The 17,857-nt window shown below is 71.4% G+C and carries 17 protein-coding genes and 1 tRNA gene; 7 read left to right on the forward strand and 11 right to left on the reverse strand.

The features are described 5' to 3' along the window. Positions 1-93 precede the first annotated feature (93 nt). From VFO68_RS26260 to VFO68_RS26280, 5 genes are all read right to left on the reverse strand, one after another. Positions 94-169 (reverse strand) — tRNA-Lys (locus tag VFO68_RS26260). A gap of 30 nt (positions 170-199) precedes the next feature. Next, the gene (locus VFO68_RS26265; protein WP_325161060.1) at positions 200-976 is read right to left on the reverse strand and encodes an ABC transporter permease; all 777 of its coding nucleotides are present in this window, start codon (positions 974-976) and stop codon (positions 200-202) included. Next, complete coding sequence (locus VFO68_RS26270) at positions 973-1,980, reverse strand: ATP-binding cassette domain-containing protein (protein WP_325161061.1); 1,008 nt, start codon at positions 1,978-1,980, stop codon at positions 973-975. The genes VFO68_RS26265 and VFO68_RS26270 overlap by 4 nt, the downstream gene beginning before the upstream one ends. 226 nt (positions 1,981-2,206) lie before the next feature. Beyond that, positions 2,207-2,863 (reverse strand): PadR family transcriptional regulator, encoded by a 657-nt coding sequence (locus VFO68_RS26275; protein ID WP_325161062.1) that lies wholly within the window; start codon positions 2,861-2,863, stop codon positions 2,207-2,209. 36 nt (positions 2,864-2,899) lie between these two features. Next, entirely contained in the window at positions 2,900-3,934 is a 1,035-nt protein-coding gene (locus VFO68_RS26280; RefSeq protein WP_325161063.1) for an MBL fold metallo-hydrolase, read from the reverse strand. Positions 3,935-4,113: 179 nt separating this feature from the next. Between VFO68_RS26280 and VFO68_RS26285 the strand changes: the two genes are divergently transcribed. Beyond that, on the forward strand, positions 4,114-6,084 hold the full coding sequence (locus VFO68_RS26285) for a DUF6351 family protein (RefSeq protein WP_325161076.1): 1,971 nt from the start codon (positions 4,114-4,116) through the stop codon (positions 6,082-6,084). Positions 6,085-6,192: 108 nt separating this feature from the next. After that, complete coding sequence (locus tag VFO68_RS26290) at positions 6,193-6,681, forward strand: hypothetical protein (RefSeq protein ID WP_325161064.1); 489 nt, start codon at positions 6,193-6,195, stop codon at positions 6,679-6,681. A 145-nt stretch (positions 6,682-6,826) separates the two neighbouring features. Here VFO68_RS26290 and VFO68_RS26295 read toward each other — a convergent pair whose 3' ends face one another. Next, positions 6,827-7,744 (reverse strand): SMP-30/gluconolactonase/LRE family protein, encoded by a 918-nt coding sequence (locus tag VFO68_RS26295; RefSeq protein ID WP_325161065.1) that lies wholly within the window; start codon positions 7,742-7,744, stop codon positions 6,827-6,829. Positions 7,745-7,775: 31 nt separating this feature from the next. Then, positions 7,776-8,069: an iron-sulfur cluster biosynthesis protein gene (locus tag VFO68_RS26300; protein WP_325161066.1), complete on the reverse strand. Its 294-nt coding sequence runs from the start codon at positions 8,067-8,069 to the stop codon at positions 7,776-7,778. On the opposite strand from VFO68_RS26300, the gene dusB reads away from it, so the two are divergent. From dusB to phoU, 5 genes are all read left to right on the forward strand, one after another. Then, positions 8,068-9,282, forward strand: a complete 1,215-nt coding sequence (dusB, locus tag VFO68_RS26305) for a tRNA dihydrouridine synthase DusB (protein WP_325161067.1) — start codon at positions 8,068-8,070, stop codon at positions 9,280-9,282. The two genes, VFO68_RS26300 and dusB, sit on opposite strands and share 2 nt — an antisense overlap. Before the next feature lie 2 nt (positions 9,283-9,284). Then, on the forward strand, positions 9,285-9,740 hold the full coding sequence (locus tag VFO68_RS26310) for a hypothetical protein (protein WP_325161068.1): 456 nt from the start codon (positions 9,285-9,287) through the stop codon (positions 9,738-9,740). A 99-nt stretch (positions 9,741-9,839) separates the two neighbouring features. Further along, positions 9,840-10,667, forward strand: a complete 828-nt coding sequence (locus VFO68_RS26315) for a GGDEF domain-containing protein (RefSeq protein ID WP_414635578.1) — start codon at positions 9,840-9,842, stop codon at positions 10,665-10,667. A 322-nt stretch (positions 10,668-10,989) separates the two neighbouring features. Beyond that, a complete protein-coding gene (locus VFO68_RS26320; RefSeq protein ID WP_325161070.1) occupies positions 10,990-13,386 on the forward strand; it encodes an LCP family protein in 2,397 nt (798 codons plus the stop codon). A gap of 67 nt (positions 13,387-13,453) precedes the next feature. Continuing rightward, entirely contained in the window at positions 13,454-14,116 is a 663-nt protein-coding gene (phoU, locus tag VFO68_RS26325) for a phosphate signaling complex protein PhoU (protein ID WP_325161071.1), read from the forward strand. A 120-nt stretch (positions 14,117-14,236) separates the two neighbouring features. On the opposite strand, the gene VFO68_RS26330 is transcribed toward phoU, so the two are convergent. From VFO68_RS26330 to VFO68_RS26345, 4 genes are all read right to left on the reverse strand, one after another. Further along, a complete protein-coding gene (locus VFO68_RS26330; protein ID WP_325161072.1) occupies positions 14,237-14,998 on the reverse strand; it encodes an ESX secretion-associated protein EspG in 762 nt (253 codons plus the stop codon). Next, positions 14,998-16,605: a hypothetical protein gene (locus tag VFO68_RS26335; protein WP_325161073.1), complete on the reverse strand. Its 1,608-nt coding sequence runs from the start codon at positions 16,603-16,605 to the stop codon at positions 14,998-15,000. Before VFO68_RS26335 ends, VFO68_RS26330 begins: the two co-directional genes overlap by 1 nt. Positions 16,606-16,778: 173 nt before the next feature. Next, complete coding sequence (locus tag VFO68_RS26340; RefSeq protein WP_325161074.1) at positions 16,779-17,339, reverse strand: DUF3558 family protein; 561 nt, start codon at positions 17,337-17,339, stop codon at positions 16,779-16,781. 40 nt (positions 17,340-17,379) lie between these two features. Further along, a partial coding sequence (locus tag VFO68_RS26345) for a hypothetical protein (RefSeq protein WP_325161075.1) occupies positions 17,380-17,857 on the reverse strand: 478 nt, incomplete at its 5' end.

The raw sequence follows: 17,857 nt of genomic DNA on the forward strand, positions 1-17,857 counted from the left end.
GCTCTCGGTGAGCCATCGACGGGCAGTAATAACGGAAGTAAACCGGAACCATGATCGATACGGAGGGTTCGACATGGGGTTGACCTGGGAGTTTGGTGGGCCGCCCGGGGCTCGAACCCGGAACCTACTGATTAAAAGTCAGCAGCTCTGCCGGTTGAGCTAACGGCCCGGGGTCATCGTAGCCGGGCGGGTTGTGGGGTTACAGAGAGCGTTGGTAGCTGCGGAAGGCCCTGGTGGCGAGCCAGCCCATGACGATGGCGACGGCGAGCAGGCCGGCGAGGCGGACCAGCACGGCGGGCCAGTCGGGGGTGGCGGAGAGGGCTTCGCGGGCGGCCACCACGGTCCAGTCGACCGGGTTGTAGGCGGCGACGGTCTGCATCCAGTCTGGCATCACCGGCTTGGCCAGCATGGCCGACGAGAGGAACGACAGCGGCAGGGTGAGCATGGTGGAGAAGCCGATCAGCGACTCCCGGGTGCGCACCAGCAGCGCCATGCCGTTGGACAGCGAGGCGAACGCGGCGCCGAGCAGGATGGCGGCGACGAGCATCACCAGCACGCCGAGCGGACCGCCGGCGAACCGGGCGCCGGCGAGCAGTCCAACCAGGACGATCACCGTCGACTGGATCACGATGGTGACCCCCTGGTAAGCCGTCGACGAGGCCATCATGGCCCCGCGGCTGACCGGCGAGGACAGCATCCGGTCCATCACCCCGCGGTCCATGTCCTCGATGAACGCCATCCCGGCCCAGCCGGCGGAGAACAGCACGGTCATCACGACCACACCGGGGGTGAGGAAGTCGATGTAGTGCTCGGCGGCGAACCCGGGGATCTCCACCACGCGCCGGAACAGCTGGCCGAACAGCAGCAGCCAGATCATCGGCTGGATCAGGATGATGAGCACGAACGCCGGCTGCCGGCCCATCGCCCGCAGGCCGCGCATGGTCAGGTGTCCGGTGTGGACGGTCAGGGTGCTCATCGGGTGGCTCCGCTCTCCGCGGCGGCGAAGGTCCGCCCGGTGTGTCGCAGGTAGACGTCGTCCAGGGAGGGCCGGGCGACGGTGATCGACAGGGCGGCCTGCCCGCTCGCCTCCAGCGCGGCCAGCACGGCGGGCACCGCGCTCGCCCCGTGCTCCACCCGGGCCCGGATCACCCGGCCGTCGGCCGCGACGTCCCGGGTGCCGGGGAGCCGGTCGAGCGCGGCTCGCCCGGCGGCGATGTCCGCGTCGGCGCCCAGTTCGACCACGACCGCGTCACCGCGCAGTTCGCTCTTGAGCTGCTCCGCGGTTCCGGACGCGACGATCCGGCCGTTGTCCACAATGGCCACCCGGTCGGCGAGGTGGTCGGCCTCCTCCAGGTAGTGCGTGGTGAGCAGGATGGTCAACTGCTCCTGCCCGGCCAGCCGGGCGATCTCCGCCCACATCTCGGACCTGGCCTGCGGGTCGAGCCCGGTGGTCGGCTCGTCCAGGAACAGCACCCGGGGCCGGTGCATCAGGCCCAGCGCGACGTCCAGTTTCCGTTGCATGCCGCCGGAGTAGGTGCGCACCACCCGGTCGGCGGGTTCGGTGAGGCCGAACCGGTCGAGCAGCTCCTCGGCCCGGGCCTTGACGGCGCTGCCGCGCATGCCGTGGATCCGCCCGGCCAGCAGCAGGTTCTCCCGGCCGGTGGCCTGCGGGTCGGTGCCGGCCCGCTGGGTGACCACGCCGATCGCCCGGCGCACGGCCTCCGGCCTGCGCAGCACGTCGATGCCGGCGACCGTGGCGGTCCCGGACGTCGGCCGGCTCAGGGTGGTCAGGATCTTGATGGTGGTGGACTTGCCGGCTCCGTTCGGTCCGAGCAGCCCGAAGATGGTGCCGGACGGCACCTCGAAGCTGAGCCCGTCGAGCGCGGTGACCTCGCCGTAGACCTTGGTCAGGTCGGTGGCGGCGATGGCCGGCCCGACGAGTTCGCCGGGCCGCGCAGGGGCCATGGCGGGATTGGTCATTGCCTGGGGACCTCTCTGTGGTCGTGATCGATCTCGACCGACCCTCGGCGACGCCAGTTATCCTGAAGACGCGCCTGGGTACTGCTCCGCCATGAGCCGGCCTGGGAACTCACCGCTGGTCGGGTGTTGCCGCACCCGGCCAGCGTTTTTTCGTGCCTCTCGATGTTCCAGTGCTGATATCCGAAGACGAGTATGTCGTGACATCACGATGACGTCAAGCCTGATGTCACCGTGCGTCAGGCGGCAGCGTCCCCTCGGCCGCCCGCTGCCAGTCCTCGGCGCTGGGCATCTCGCCCCCCTCGTACGCCTGGCGCCAGAACGTGATGCCGCCCAGCGTGCCGTTCTGGATCCACTTGATCACCCGCTCGACGAACCCCAGTTCCGCCTTGCGCAGTTCCTGCACGTAGTCCAGCTCGATGGCCAGCAGGTACATGCCCTGGTCGGTCATCCGGTCCAGGATCGCCTGGGTGCCGATCAGCTCCGACTCCAGCCGGCTCCGCCGGGTGGTCAGCAGCCGCAGCACCTCGTCCGGCGGCAGCCCGGGCAGCAGCGACAGCGCCGCCTCGAACTGGGTGTACTCCTTGACCGGAACCGAGACCAGTTCGGACAGCCAGTCGACGAACTCGGTGCGGCCCGGGTCGGTGATCGCGTACACGGTCCGCTCCGGGCGCCGCCCCTCCCGCACCGTCTCCCGCACCTCGATCAGACCGTGCCGCTGCAACGCGTCCACCACCGAGTACAGCGAGCCGTAGTTGAGCTTGATGCTCGCTTCCTTGACCCGTTCCCGCATCGTGCTGGACATCTCGTAGGGGTGCATCGGCTTCTCGATCAGCAGGCCGAGCACCGCCAGCGCCAGCGGGTTGGACACCTTGCGCTTCGCCATGGCACTCCCGAGGCCGGAATATCCGCCCCAGAATACTCAGACGGAGTAGGTTCCCACCCCGTCGGACACCACGCCGCGCAGCTCGCCCTGCAGCACCAGGACGTCCAGGTGCGCGCCGGTCTCGATCACCGCGAGCATCTGGTTGAACAGGTCCAGCTCGTCGAGCGTGCGCTCGCGCCGGGTCCAGCGCAGCGCCCCGGCGACCTCGAACGCGGTGGACAACCCGCGCTGCACCTCGCGCAGCACCATGGCCAGCCGCACCTCGTGATGGTCCAGCAGCTCGTCCACCCGGCGGTGCACGCTCAGGGTGACCGGACCGTGCGCCGGCAGCAGCACCGTGTCCGGCAGGTCCCGGACCAGCCGCAGCGAGTCCAGGTAGTCCCGCAGCGGCGTCACCGGCACCACCGCCTCGAACCCGATCGACGGCGTGATGTGCGGCAGGATGTGGTCCCCGGCGAACAGCAGCCCGGCCGGCGCGTCCCGGAACACCACGTGGCCCTGGGTGTGGCCGGGCGTGGCGATCACGTCCAGGGTCCGGTCGGCCAGACCGATCCGCTCGCCGTCCGCCAGCCAGGTGTCCGGCCGGCCCCACGGCGTGCGGTCGTCCGCGAACGCCTTGCCGGCCCACGCCGTCAGCTTGTCGGCGAGGTCGCCCGCGCCGTACCGGCGCAGCTGCGCGTACTGGTCGGAGTAGGCGTCCAGGTCGGTGTTGCGCAGCCGTTCGATGCTCTCCCGCTCGCCGGTGCCCAGGCTCACCCGGGTGCCGTACGAGGTGCGCAGCGCCAGCGCCTGCGTGTAGTGATCGCCGTGGGCGTGCGTCACCGCGATCCGCGCGATGTCACCCAGGTCGTAGCCGAGACCCCGCAACCCCGCGGCGAGCGCCTTCTCGGTCTGCTCCAGCGCCCAGCCGGAGTCGACGAGCACCAGCCCGTCCGGGTCGTCGATGGCGTAGACGTTGACCGCGCGCAGCGCGTCGGACGGCAGCGGCAGCGGAATCCGGTACACGCCGGGAGCCACCGGGAACGAGCCCGGTTCGGTCCAGTCGTCCGGTTGGTCAGGTATCGCCGGCACGCCTGGAACCTAGCCGCTGCCCGGCCCGCCCCGAACGGCTCGTGACACACGCCACGCCGGTGAACTACGTTCGACCAATGCAGCGTCGCATGGCGGTTCTGGCCGTACTGGCAATGGGTTTTGGCCTGGTTGGCGCGGGAAACGCGGGCGCCGACCCGGCGGGATCGCTCCGGTTGGAAGTGATCTCCAACCGGGCGGACCTGATCTCCGGCGGGGACGCGCTCGTGCGGATCGGCCGGTCCCGGCACGACCTGCGGGTGGAGCTGAACGGCCGGGACGTCACCGCCGCCTTCCAGACCCAACCGGACGGAACGCTGCTCGGTCTGGTCGAGGGGCTGCGGGTCGGTGACAACCGGCTCTCCGCCCGGACCCGGTTCGGCTTCGGCGACCGGATCACCATCACCAACCATCCGGTCGGCGGCCCGGTCTTCGCCGGAGCCCAGGTGCAGCCCTGGGTGTGCGGGACCGAGCGGGCCGGGCTCGGACCGGCCACCGACGCGCAGTGCAACGCGCCGACCCGCTACACCTTCACCTACCGCAACGCGCAGACCAACCAGTTCGCCGCCTACGACCCGGCCGCGCCGCCGCCCGCCGAGGCGATCGCGCGCACCACGACCGACCGCGGCGTCACCGTGCCCTACATCGTGCGCACCGAACGCGGCACCGCCGACCGCGGCATCTACGACATCGCCGTGCTGTTCGACCCGGCGACCGGGAAACCCACCGGGTGGAACAACAAGCTGGTCGTGCCGTTCGGCGGCGGCGCCGCGCCGCACCACACCCAGGACCTGCCGGCGCCCGTGCTGGACGACACGCTGCTCTCCCGCGGCTTCATGGTGGCCACCTCCGGGCTCAACGTGCAGCAGCAGAACGCCAATGGCGTGGTGTCCGCCGAGGCCGTGCTGATGTTCAAGGAGCGCATCGCCGAGCGGTACGGCCGGATCCGCTACACCATCGGCGCCGGCTGCTCGGGCGGCGCGATCCAGCAGCAGTTGATCGCCGCGACGTATCCCGGCCTGCTCGACGGCATCCTGCCCAACTGCAGCTACACCGATGTCTGGACCACCGGCACCGAGGTGGTCGACTGCCACCTGCTGCTCAACTACTTCACCAACGTCGCCCCGGCGCTGTGGCCCGACCCGGCGCAGCGCGCGCTGGTCGACGGGCACAAGGACATCACCGACTGCATCGCCTGGAACGCCGCCTTCGCGCCGGTGAACGACCCGACCCGGGCGGCCAACTGCAACCTGCCGCCGGAGCTGGTCTACCACCCGCAGACCAACCCCACCGGGGTGCGCTGCACGATCCAGGACTACATGAGGTCGGTCCTCGGCAGCCGGCCGCAGGACGGGTTCGGCAAGGCGGTCGGCAGCAACATCGGCGTGCAGTACGGGCTGAACGCGCTCAACGCCGGGCAGATCACGGCGGAGCAGTTCGTCGACCTGAACGCCCGCATCGGCAGCAAGAACATCGACTGGCAGTTCCAGCCGCAGCGCAGCGTCGCCGACCCGGGCGCGCTGCGCACCGCCTACCGCAGCGGCCAGGTCACCGACGCCCGGCAGCTGGCCGGCGTGCCGATCATCGACCTGCGCGGCTACAGCGAGTCCCGGGAGATCCACACCTCGTTCCACAGCTACAAGATGCGGGCCAAGCTGGACCGGGACAACGGCGGGCACGGCAACCAGATCATCTGGACGTTCCCGGCGCCGATCGTGCCGCCGCCGCAGATCGCGGCCCAGGCCTTCCTGCTGATGGACACCTGGCTCGCCCGCATCGAGGCGGACACCAGCCACAAACCGCGCAGCGCCAAGGTGATCGCGAACAAGCCGGCGGCCGCGGTGGACGCCTGCTGGATCGACGGCGCGCAGGTGGTGGACCCGGCCCGGTGCGCGGCGACCTACCCGCCGTTCGCCGACGCCCGGATCGCCGCAGGCGCCCCGCTGACCGACGACATCCTGCAGTGCCAGCTGAAGCGGCCCCGGCGCGGCGACTACCGGGTGTCCTTCACCGACGCGCAGTGGGCCGCGCTGCAGAGCGCGTTCCCGTCCGGGGTGTGCGACTGGCGCCGGCCGGGCGTGGACCAGCGGCCGGCGATCCCGTGGCTGACCTATGCCGACGGCCCGGGCGGTCGCCCGCTCGGCTCTCGCTAATGGGATCGGCCGGTTCAGCAGGCCACGCCGGTTTGGTCTCCCGGGTCACCCACCGGGACCGCGCCTAAACGGGCCCCGGGGCCACCGCCCGGCTGCTACGTTGCCGGCATGCCGGACATCGAGTATCGGTTCGGACCCGGACCAGGCGCGCCGCACGTGCACCACTCGGCGGCCGACGCCGACGTGAACGCGGACGGGACGGCCGACGGCGTCGCGCTGGACTTCGACGGCGACGGCCGGGTCGACGACGTGCTGTGGGACTCCGACGGGGACGGCATCGCCGACACCGCGCTGCTGGACCTGGACGACGACGGCAAGGCCGAGTCGGCCTACCACGACCCGAGCGGCCAGGGCACCTGGAACGCGGAGGGTCAGGGCGGTGGTGGCTCGCCCGCGGCCACGCCGCAGCCCGACCCGAAGCCGGAACTGCCGCTGCCGCAGGGCAAGAACCCGCATCCGCCCGAACACCCGGACAGCGAGTACGCACCGTACGAGGACGACGACGATCCGGACGGCCTGTTCGACGATCTCCTGGAGATCGCCGGCGAGAACGACGCCGAGGGTCGCGAGGAGTGGTACGAGGACCTGGAGCGCTAGCTAGTCCGCCTCTCCGGAATTTCCATGCGGTGGTGCGTTCCAGCGAACAGTGCGGACATCCGGTGGATTGTGGCTGGCCGCCGTCACGGTACCCCTGAGGTTCCGTTGGCTGGCCCAGGACCTAGGCGATGATCCAGGGAAAACCTTAACCGGGGTAGGGCGATCCGGTGATGTTGAGCCGGATCGAGTACACCGAACTGGTCGCGGTGATGTAGAGGTGGTTGCGCTGCGGCCCGCCGAAGGTCAGGTTGGACACGATCTGCGGCAGCAGCAGCTTGCCGATCAGCGTGCCGTCCTCGGCGAAGCAGTGCAGGCCGTCGTGCGCGGCCACCCAGACCCGGCCGGCGGAGTCCAGCCGCAGGCCGTCGAAGCTGCCCGCGTCGCAGGTGGCGAACACCTCCCCGCCGGTGCAGGTGCCGTCCGCGGCCACGTCGAAGATCCGCACGTGCTTGCGCCGGGTGTCGGCGACGTAGAGCCGGCGCTCGTCGAGGCTGAACGCGAGCCCGTTGGGCCGTTCGAAGTCGTCCAGCGCGACCCGCACCTCGCCGGTGTCCGGGTCGATCCGGTACACGTGGCAGGCGCCGATCTCGCTGTCCGCCCGGTGTCCTTCGTAGTCGGTGTCGATGCCGTAGCTGGGATCGGTGAACCAGATCGACCCGTCGGCCCGCTCCACCACGTCGTTGGGGCTGTTGAGCCGGTTTCCGGCGTAGCGGTCGGCGAGCACGGTGATGCTGCCGTCGGCCTCCGTGCGGGTGACCCGGCGGTTGCCGTGCTCACAGCTGATCAGCCGCCCGCGCCGGTCGACGGTGTGGCCGTTGGCGTAGCCGGCCGGTGCGCGGAACACGCCGACCGCGCCGGTGGTCTCGTCCCAGCGCAGTATCCGGTCGTTGGGGATGTCACTGAAGACGAGGTAGCGCCCGGCCGGGAAGTACGCCGGGCCCTCGGTCCACCGGCAGCCGGTGTGCAGCTCCTCGACGAACGCGTCGCCGTCCACCCGCCGGAACCGCTGATCGAGGCGAAGGAAATCGGCCTTGAGCGGCGGTCCCGGCCGGCTGGTTGACATGAGCGGACACGATAGCGTCCGCGAGCTGCGCTCAGCCGCGTTCGAGCACGGCGAAGTTGAGCTGCCCCTCGGCGTCCTGCTCGACGTCGAGCACCTTGTCCGAGAGGTAGTCGGCGGCCTGTGGCTCAAGGAAAACCTGGGCCCCGTCCTCGCTGGTGATCACCTGGTCACCCGCGGCCGGAGCCGGCGCGACGGACAAGGCCAGCGCCGCCTGTGAGTCGTCCATCGCCTGCATGGCGAACCGCAGTCCGCCCTCTCCTTGCACTCCTTCCTGCGCCGTGAGCGCACTGATCGCGTCGGCTGCCGCTTCTGTCACGGCCAGCATGCTGGCTCCTTCCTTCGACGGCGTGCTTCCCAACCCACCGTATGCGCCGCCCCGGCCGCCCGCTGGTCGCCGGTGGGACAATGGCCGGGTGGTCGAGGCGTTGAAGATCGGGCCGTTCGTGGTGGACCCGCCGGTGGTGTTGGCACCGATGGCGGGAATCACCAACGTGGCGTTCCGGCGGCTGTGCCGTATTCATGGGGCCGGTCTCTACGTCTGCGAGATGATCACGACCCGGGCGCTGGTGGAGCGGGACCCCGCCACCCTGCACATGATCACGTTCGATCCGGACGAGCACCCGCGCTCCCTGCAGCTCTACGGGGTCGACCCGGCGACCATGGCCGAGGCGGTCCGCATGATCGTCGACGAGAACCTGGCCGACCACATCGACATGAACTTCGGCTGCCCGGTGCCCAAGGTCACCCGCAAGGGCGGCGGGGCGGCGCTGCCGTACAAGCGCCGGCTGTTCGGCGACATCGTGGCCGCCGCGGTGCGGGCCGCGGAGCCGGCCGGAATTCCGGTGACGGTGAAGTTCCGGATCGGCATCGACGACGACCACCTGACCTACCTCGATGCCGGCCGGATCGCCGAGGCACAGGGCGCGGCGGCGGTCGCGCTGCACGCCCGCACGGCCGCACAGCGCTACTCCGGCCAGGCGGACTGGTCGGCGATCGCCCGACTCAAGGAGGCCGTGCGCACCATCCCGGTGCTGGGCAACGGCGACATCTTCGGGGCGCAGGACGCGCTGGCGATGATGGCCCGCACCGGCTGCGACGGCGTGGTGATCGGCCGGGGATGTCTGGGCCGGCCGTGGCTGTTCGCCGATCTGCAGGCCGCCTTCGCCGGCCGGGAGCTGCCCACCGGCCCGACGCTGGGCGGCGTGGCCGAGGTGATGTTCCGGCACGCCAGCCTGCTGGCCGAGCACATGGGCGAGCACAAGGGCGTGCGTGACCTGCGCAAGCACGTCGCCTGGTACCTGCGCGGCTTCCCGGTGGGCTCCGCGCTGCGCCAGCGGCTCGCCCTGGTCAGCACCCTGGGCGAGCTTGCCGGCCTGCTCGCCGAGCTGGACCGGGACGTGCCGTTCCCGGCCGAGGCCGAGGGGCCGCGGGGCCGGCAGGGCTCCCCGGCGCGGGTAGCGTTGCCGGATGGCTGGCTGGACGACCCCGACGACGACGTCGTGCCGGCCGGCGCCGAGCTGATGCACTCCGGGGGTTGATCATGTCCCGAGCCCGCCTGGTAGCGGCCGTGCTCACGGTGCTGGCCGCCACCGGCTGCACCAGCACGGTCGCCGGCTCGCCGGTGGCCCTCGGCTCGGCCGGCGCGGACCGCGACCTGCTCACCGGCTACTTCGCCGAGCTCAACGAGGCCGGCAGGGAGGGTCCGACCACGCAGCGGGACTTCCTGCGCCGCACCCAGCATCCGGACTTCACCGACCGGCTCTGTGAGCTGGGCGAGCTGACCCTGCGGATCGAGCCGGCGATGTCGACCGTCCGCACGGACTTCGAGTGGACGCCGGAGGACTCCACCAAGCGCCCCCGCGGCCTGGTCTACGTCATGGGCGTGTCGGTGAGCATCCGCCGCGACGGCGCCCCGGTCGCCGAGCAGATCGGCTCGCAGCGGGTGGTGATCCTGGACGGCAAGGCCTACGGATTCACCCCCTGCCCCACCCGTTGACCGCACCGCCGATACGCCGGTCGAGCGAACTTCGCCGTCCTGGCGTCCCGTCCGCTCAAGCAAGCCCTCTTATCGGACGAAACCTCGTTCTGTAGGGAGGTGACGGGCTTGCCGTACCCGGTGGCCGACACGGGGGCGCCGGTGCACACCCAGGACCTGATCGCACTGCACGAGTCGATCGCGGAGCTACTGGCCAGGCGGGGCCAGTGGCGGCAGGCATACGAACATGCCCGCCAGGCCCTCGATCTCGTCGCGACGCAACGGGCCGGGCCGAGCCTGCCCCTGATTCCGGAACAGTTCCGGGAAGAGGTCGACCAGCTGCGCCGGGAGCACGCCGAGGCTCGCGAGCAGGCGATCCGGGACGCCCTGACGGCCAGCTACAACCGCCGCTACCTGGACCAGCGGCTGGTGGCGCTGGTCGAGCAGTCGCCGGGCGGCGCGGCCGGGCTGGCCGTGGCGCTGGTCGACCTGGACCGGTTCAAGCTGGTCAACGACACCTTCGGGCATCACGTGGGCGACCGGGTGCTGCAACGGGTGGTCACGCTGCTGCAGGACGATCTTCCGGAAGCCGGCTTCTGCGCCCGGTACGGCGGTGAGGAGTTCGTGCTGGTGCTGCCCGATCTGGCGGCCACACCGGCGGTGGAGCTGGCCGAGTCGGCCCGGATGCGGGTGGAGCGGTTCGCCTGGGACTCGATCGCGGCCGGGTTGCGGGTGACGGTGAGCATCGGCCTGGCGCACGAGCCGCTCGACACGGCGAGCCCGGAGGAGCAGCTGCACCGGGCCGACACGCTGCTGTACGACGCCAAGCGGGCCGGGCGGAACGCGGTCGCCTACCTGCTCGACGGGCAGACCCGGCTGGCCGGCGCGGCGGGACACCGGCGGTCGGTCTCATCGTCGGCCACGTTGACTCCCCGACGGCCGATGTAGCCCGATCGGACTAGTACCATGACCGCAATCACATACTGAAAGTGAAGAAAACGCGACCCGCCATCGTGTCAGGTGCCATCCGTCCGTACTATCCGTCGCGGAAAGCCACCGCAGAACGGCAACCAAGCGGTACTCTGCAACGTCTTGATAACTAGTTGGCGGCAAGATGGATCACACGCCGCCGCGCATGTGGACCGTGAGAGGAGCTCGGGTGCCCGACGATTATCGCTCTGCCGGCACCCCTCCATCGCCAGGTGGACACCGCGAAGGCCGCCACTCGCGCTCGACCGATCCGGAAGAGCAACCCCGGCGCCGGCGGTCCATGGATGCCACCGGCGGTCTCAGCGTCGCCGACCTGGTCGAACGGCACGGTTCTCATCAGCAGGGGTCCACCCAGCACGGCGGCAACCAGCCGGGGGGCCGGCCGGCCTACCCGCCCCAGCAGCCGCCCCGGTCGATGCCGGCCCAGCCGCCGCAGGCTCAGCAGCGGCGCCAGCCGCCGCCCGGGCACCTGCCCCCGCCGCCGCACCCGGCACAGCAGCAGCACCCGTCGAACCCGCGGCTGCGGCCCGTCGCGCCGCCCCCGCACCACCAGCAGCCACCGCCGCGCACGCACCGTCCGGTGGACGCGCCGCCGCCCGGCTGGCGCGGACCCGCCGAGCCGCCCGCCGGCCGCCCCCGGGGCGGACATCCGGGCATGGCCCCGCAGCCCGGCCCGTTCCCCGGCGCCCGCCAGGCCGGCCCGGGCATGCCGATGCGGCAGGGCACCGCGATCCAGTCCGGCCCGCAGGTCCGCCCGTTGCCCCGGATCCCGAACCAGGTTCCCGGCCAGGCCTCGATGCCGCCCGCGCCACCGCCGCACGCCGCGAGCCCGGCCTGGCCCACCGAGTCGCCCAGCATGCCGGGCATCCCGCCGGTGCGGCCGCAGGGCAACCCGACGCCGGCCCGCCCGCCGTCGGCCGACGAGCTCGACCCGATCGGCCTGACCACCGAGATGGAGGCGATCGGCACCGAGGCGCAGAAGCGCCGCAAGGTCGATCACACCCTGGCCCGGTTCTCCAAGGTGCACGACGAGCTGAAGGCCGAGGAGCGGGAGAAGAAGGCCAAGCGCAAGCGGCTGTTCCCGTGGGCCAGCGAGGACGAGCTGGACCGGCTCGACGAGATCGTCGGCCTGCAGTCGCCGGAGCTCGCCCCCGAGGACGACCCCGCCCTGCAGCCGGCTCCCGCCCCGGCGCCGAGCCGCGCCGAGCCCAGGCGTCTGCGGCGCACCGCGTTAGCGGGCAAGATCGTCGCCGGCGTGGTGGCGCTGCTGGTGTTCGCGTCCACCGCCGTCGCCTGGGGCTTCAAGAGCTGGGTCAACAGCAAGCAGGTCGAGGTCGAGGCGCTGGACCAGAACTCCGCGGCGATCCTGGACCGGTCCGCGCAGTACGGCGACGAGAACTTCCTGATGGTCGGCTCCGACACCCGGGAGGGTGCGACCGCCGAGGACGGCGTGGGCGACGCGGCCTCGGTCGGCGGCGCGCGGGCCGACACGATCATGATCGCGCACGTTCCGGCCAACCGGAAACGGGTGGTCGTGGTCTCCTTCCCGCGCGACCTCGAGGTCAAGCGGCCGGCCTGCGAGGGCTGGGACGCCAAGACCGGCAAGTACAACGGTCAGCAGTTCCCCGCCCAGGCCAACGTCAAGATCAACTCGGTGTACGCGACCGGCGGGCCCAAGTGCGTCACCAAGATGGTGCAGGAGCTGTCCGGGCTCGCGATCAACCACTTCGTCGGGATCGACTTCAACGGCTTCAAGGGCATGGTCGACGCCGTGCAGGGCGTGCAGGTCTGCGTGGAGAAGCCGCTGAAGGACACCGTGCTCGGCACCGTGGTCAAGGAGCCCGGCAAGGCCGTCAACCTCACCGGCGACCAGGCGCTGAACTTCGTCCGGGCCCGGCACGTGATCGGCGACCCGACCTCCGACTACGGCCGGATCATCCGCCAGCAGCGGTTCCTCTCCGCGCTGCTGCGCAAGGCGATGTCCAACCAGGTGCTGCTGGACCCGGGCAAGCTGACCGGCTTCGTCAACGCCTTCGCCGGGGCCACCTTCGGCGACAACGTCGGCGTCGACCAGCTCATGCTGCTCGGCCAGTCCATGCAGGGCATCGAGGCCGGCCGGGTCAGCTTCATCACCGTGCCGACGGTCGGCGAGGCCAACCAGCGCGGCAACGAGGTGCTCCGCACCAAGGACAACGAGCTGCTGTTCAAGGCGATCCGGGACGACACGCCGCTGGCCGGCGAGACCCCCGCGCCGCCCGCTGAGGCGGACAAGACCCCGACCAACGCGCCGGCGCCCAGCCAGCCGGTCGACCCGAAGACGATCAAGCTTCAGGTGCTCAACGGCGGCAACACCACGGGGAAGATCGCCGCCAAGACGGCGGGCAAGCTGCAGGGCTTCGGCTTCCAGGTCGTCAACGTCAACAACGCCGTGAAGGACGTGCCGAAGACGGTCGTGAAGTACGGCAAGGACAAGGAGGCCGCGGCGCGCGTGGTGGCCTCGGCGATCCCCGGCGCGCAGATGCAGGAGGACGCCTCCGCGGCCGGCGCGCTGATCCTGGTGATCGGCCCGGAGTACAAGGGCGACGTGGTCGCCCCGACCGGCACGCCCGCCCCGACGGCCCCCGCCGACCTGCCGAAGGTCACCACGGTGAACGGCGGAGACGTCACCTGCGCCTAGCGCCAGGTTCATGAACGGTTCATCCAACAAGTCCGTTTCGCGAAAGGTCTACCCGTAGGCTGACGCCATGCGTGAGGCGTACCATGTCGAGCTCGCTCAGCTCGCCGACGAGTTAGCGGGCATGTGCTCGATGGTGGGCGATGCCATGGAACTGGCCACCCGGGCCCTGCTGGATGCCGATCTCGCCCTGGCCGAGCAGGTGATCGGCGACGACGCCAAGGTCGACGAGGCCCGCGCGGCCTGCGAGGAGCACGCCTACGCGCTGCTCGCGCTCCAGGCGCCGGTGGCCACCGACCTGCGCACCGTGCTCGCCGCGATCCACGCCTCGGAGAGCCTGGAGCGGATGGGCGACCTCGCTCTGCACGTGGCCAAGGCCGCGCGCCGCCGGCATCCGCAGGGCGTGCTGCCGGACTCGGTCCGCCCCTACTTCGCCGAGATGGGACGGGTCGCGGTCGCCCTCGCCCGGCAGGCCGAGCAGGTCATCCTCAGCAAGAACATCGAGCAGGCGCGCTCCCTCGAGGACGCCGACGACGAGATGGACGACCTGCACCGCCACCTGTTCAGCGTGACCATGGACCGGGAGTGGCCGCACGGCGTCGCCGCCGCGGTCGACGTGACGCTCCTGGGCCGCTTCTACGAGCGGTTCGCCGACCACGCCGTCTCGGTCGGCAAGCGGGTGGTCTTCGTGGTCACCGGCCGGATGCCCGGCTCACCGCACGACGACGCCTGATCGCGCCCGGCCGAAGGCCCGGATCTGTGGCGGCAGGCCGCCCAGCCCGCCAGGCCGGCGATGCGCGGTGACAACGGCCTGCCCCGCAGATCCGATCGCGCGCGCCTGATGAAACACAGCCTAGTCGGCACGGACGCTGTCGATCAGGGTGCCCAACTGCTGGGTGAGGCGGGCGTTGTCGGCCGGGGACAGGGTGCCGTGGATCTGGCCGTCCTCGCCGGGCGGCCGGGCCAGGTTGAGGTAGCGGCCGGCGTCGGTGTCGAACCAGCCGACCTCACCGGCCCGGATCTCCTTGCCGTGCCGGTCCCGGTGGCTCACCGCGAAGAAGCCCGCGCCGGTGCGGGGCCGGGTCAGGTAGCTCTCGGCGATCCGCAGCGCGGACGGCGTGGTGCTCAGCCGCGGGGCCGGCCGGCCGAACAGGTCCCCCCGGTCATCGGCGGCCGGCTTGGTCAGCGTCACCGAATGGCCCGGACCGGCCTCCGCCTTGGGCAGCAGCCCGACCAGGGTGGCGGCCAGCGCGGTCGGCCGGATCAGCTCCAGCCGCATCCGCTGCCCGTCCTGCACGGCCAGCACCCCGGTGTCCGGCGTGGCCGAGGCGCGGGCGTAGAGGTGCTGGCCCTCCTTGAGCGTGCCCTGGACGGCCACCGCGACCCGGTAGTCGGCCACGGCGTGCAGCGCGCGGCGGAGGTCGGGGTCCAGCCGGCCGTCCCGGACCAGGCCGCGCTGAGCCAGGTCGGTGAACACCGCCCGGGCGATGCGCACCCGATCGTCCTGCGTCCGGCCGACGCTGGGGATCTCGAACGGAAACAGCCGCAGGTTCAGGCGCAGCGACTGGCCCAGGATGTCAACGGCGGCAAGGGAAACCTGGAACGGCCCGGCCATCACTCACCGATCACCGGCGGCGCGGTCATCTCGTCGGTGCCGAACAGCGAGTCCGGATCCGCCTCGACCAGATAGGACGGGCGTTGGTGCTCGCCGTCCTCGTCGCCCTGACCGCGACCACCGCCCATGCCCATCGGCATGCCGCCGGCGCCGCCCCGGCCGCCCGCGCCGCCGAGGCCACCCGCACGGCCGCCGGTCGCCGCGTGCTCGGCCGCGAGCGCGCCGGCACCGGAACCGGGACCGAACTGGCCGCCCGGACCGCCGCGCCCGAAGGCGCCGCCCGGCCGACCCGCGCCGCTCTCCGAGCCGGGGCCGCCGCCGGTGCCGAAGCCGGTACCCGTGCCGCCGCCCGATCCCGGGCCGCCGGGACCGAACCCGCGGCCGAACGGGCCACCGCCGCCGGTGCCCCGGCCGGTTCGCAGGTCGTCCTCACCGCCGGGGAACGGGCCGATCGGCAGGCCCCCGATCGGCAGCGGACCCCCGCCGCCATCGCCGGGACCGCCGCCGCCCACGGGTCGTCCGCCGGGGGTACCGGCGCCGCCCGGCGGGCGTCCGCCGGGGCCGACGCCGCCCGGGCTGGTGCCGCCCGGCGGCAGGGCCACGCCGCCACCCGGCCCGGTTCCGCCGCCGGGACCCGTCCCGCCCGGGCCGCCCGGGCCGGGGCCGCCGGGGCCGGGACCGCCCGGGCCGCCGTTCCCTCCGGGGCCGCCCGGGCCGCCGGTTCCCTCCGGCAGGGTCGGCGGTGGCGTGTTGCCGCCCGAGCCGCCGGGGCCGGGTCCGCCGGGGCCGCCCGGGTCGCCGTTGCCGGGGGGACGGCCGAAGTCGGTCGGGTTGTCGCTGATCCGGCCCTTGCCGTCGCTGTAGTCGTTGAGCTGGGCGTCGCCGCCGCCCATCGTGGGGGGTGCGGTGAACGCCGGCATCGTGCTCGCGCCCGCCAGGCCGCCGTCGTAGGTGGTGACCACCTCGGCCGCCCGGGCGTGCGCCTCCTGGCTGGCGTTGTACTGCTCGACCGCCTGGTTGTAGGTGGCCCACGGATCGGACGAGGTCATGATCCGCTGGTTCCACTCGTTGCGGTCGTAGGGCACCTCCTCGGGCATCGAGGCGGACGCCGTCGACAGGGCCTCCGACTGCCGCAGCATCTGCGTGCCGGCCAGCGCCGCACCCTGCCCGGCCGTGCCGACCCAGTTGCCCACCTCGGCCATGAACACCCGCGCCTGCGTGGCCGCCTGGCCCTGCCAGTCCGCCTCGCTGTTGTTGATCGCGCCGGCGATGTCCTCCTGGAACTGGATCATGGTGTTGCCCACCGACACCCAGGTGTCCCCGCTGGCGCCCACCTGCCCGGCGTCGGCGTTCTGGGTCACCATGTCGATGAGATCCCGGTGCTGGTGGCTCTGGTAGTTCTGCGCGTCGAACGACGGAGTCGGCCTGGTCGGCAGCCCGGCCGCCAACTGCGCCACCTGGGCGTCCATTTCGCTGTTGACCTGGCTGTTGACCCGGGCGTCGTGCAGAATCGGCTCGATCAGGTCGGTGACCCAGCCGTCATCTCCCTGGTCGTCCGCGGTGACATTCTGCTCCGCCTGATCCCGAATCTCGGTCCCCGTATCCACCGTGCCCTTACGGTCGATATGGGTCTGACTCTCCCTGTCGAGCGTGCTGTCATAATAGGGACTCGTAGGATCATAATCCGCACTGTCCGGATTCGACACCGAAGCCGCCCGCGAATCCGTCTCCGGCGGATTCACCCCATATCGTGGCGCCATACCATCCTCCTCCCCAGCCGTCAGGGCAGTTTCGGTTCCACCAGCGTCGCCAACTCCATCACCAGATCACAGGCCTTCTGCGTGTCGTTGCCAGCCAGCACATTGAGGTCCACCCTGGATGAGCCCGTGACACCAAGAATGATCGTGCAGCCGCCCGGCCCACCACCCTGCTCCTTGCCTTGCACCGCCTGATGTGCGCCGATATTCGGCAACTTTTCCACCCGAACGGTAGCGGGAATATCGGTGATCCCGGCCGTGTCGAGAATTCCGACGTCAAAGATCTGACTTTCCCCGGCGCCGCGGACCCGCCATCGACAACCCCGAGCTACCCCGATTTTACGATTCTCGCCGGCACCGCTGATGTCGAGCTTGGCTTTGGCGGCCGCGTCGAGGAGCGCGCAGGGATCCGTTTCCTCCATCGGGCTGTTACCAGCCTGAGGGTTCCCGGAAGTCGGCCTGGCGCTGGGCTCGTCGCTCGGCCGGCCCGTAGCCCCGGTCGCCTGCCCCTGGTCGGGTACCGCCTGGCCGCTCGTGGAAGTCGCGCACGACGTCAGCCCCGCCGATCCGGCCAGGACCAACATCAGTAGTGCGGAACGCCTCACGATGATTCACTGCTCCCGATCAGGTCGACAGGTACCGCGCTGCGCCACTCTGGTCCATGGCGACGTAGTTCCGCATCGCGTCATTGATGCCCTGCTCGGCCGACTCCAGCGACTCCCTGAACTTGAGCAGCATAGGCATGAACCCTTGATCGTCTTGTGCGACCGCGAGGTCGACATTGGCCATGACCTCGGCTCCGTGGGTCAGCCCGAGTTTGGGCTGGAAGGTGCCCACCATGGTGTCCGCCCGAATCTCGTCTATCCGGTCTTTCATGTTGCGGATGGCGGTCAGGAGGGCTTGGCCGCCGGTCTCGTTGACCGCAAAGCCACCAGCGGCGGCGGTCTTGGCGAAGGCGGACATGCTGGCACCGATCGCGACGCCCGCCGCGGCGCCGGCGGCGAGACCGGAGCCGACACCGGGATCGAACACCATCAGGGATCCCTCGCTTCCGCAGGTTGAGCCTTCACGCACGGTACCAACGCGGGTGCCGGGGTGATGG

The organism is Actinophytocola sp. (genome assembly GCF_035712165.1).
Lineage (GTDB): Bacteria > Actinomycetota > Actinomycetes > Mycobacteriales > Pseudonocardiaceae > DASYTH01.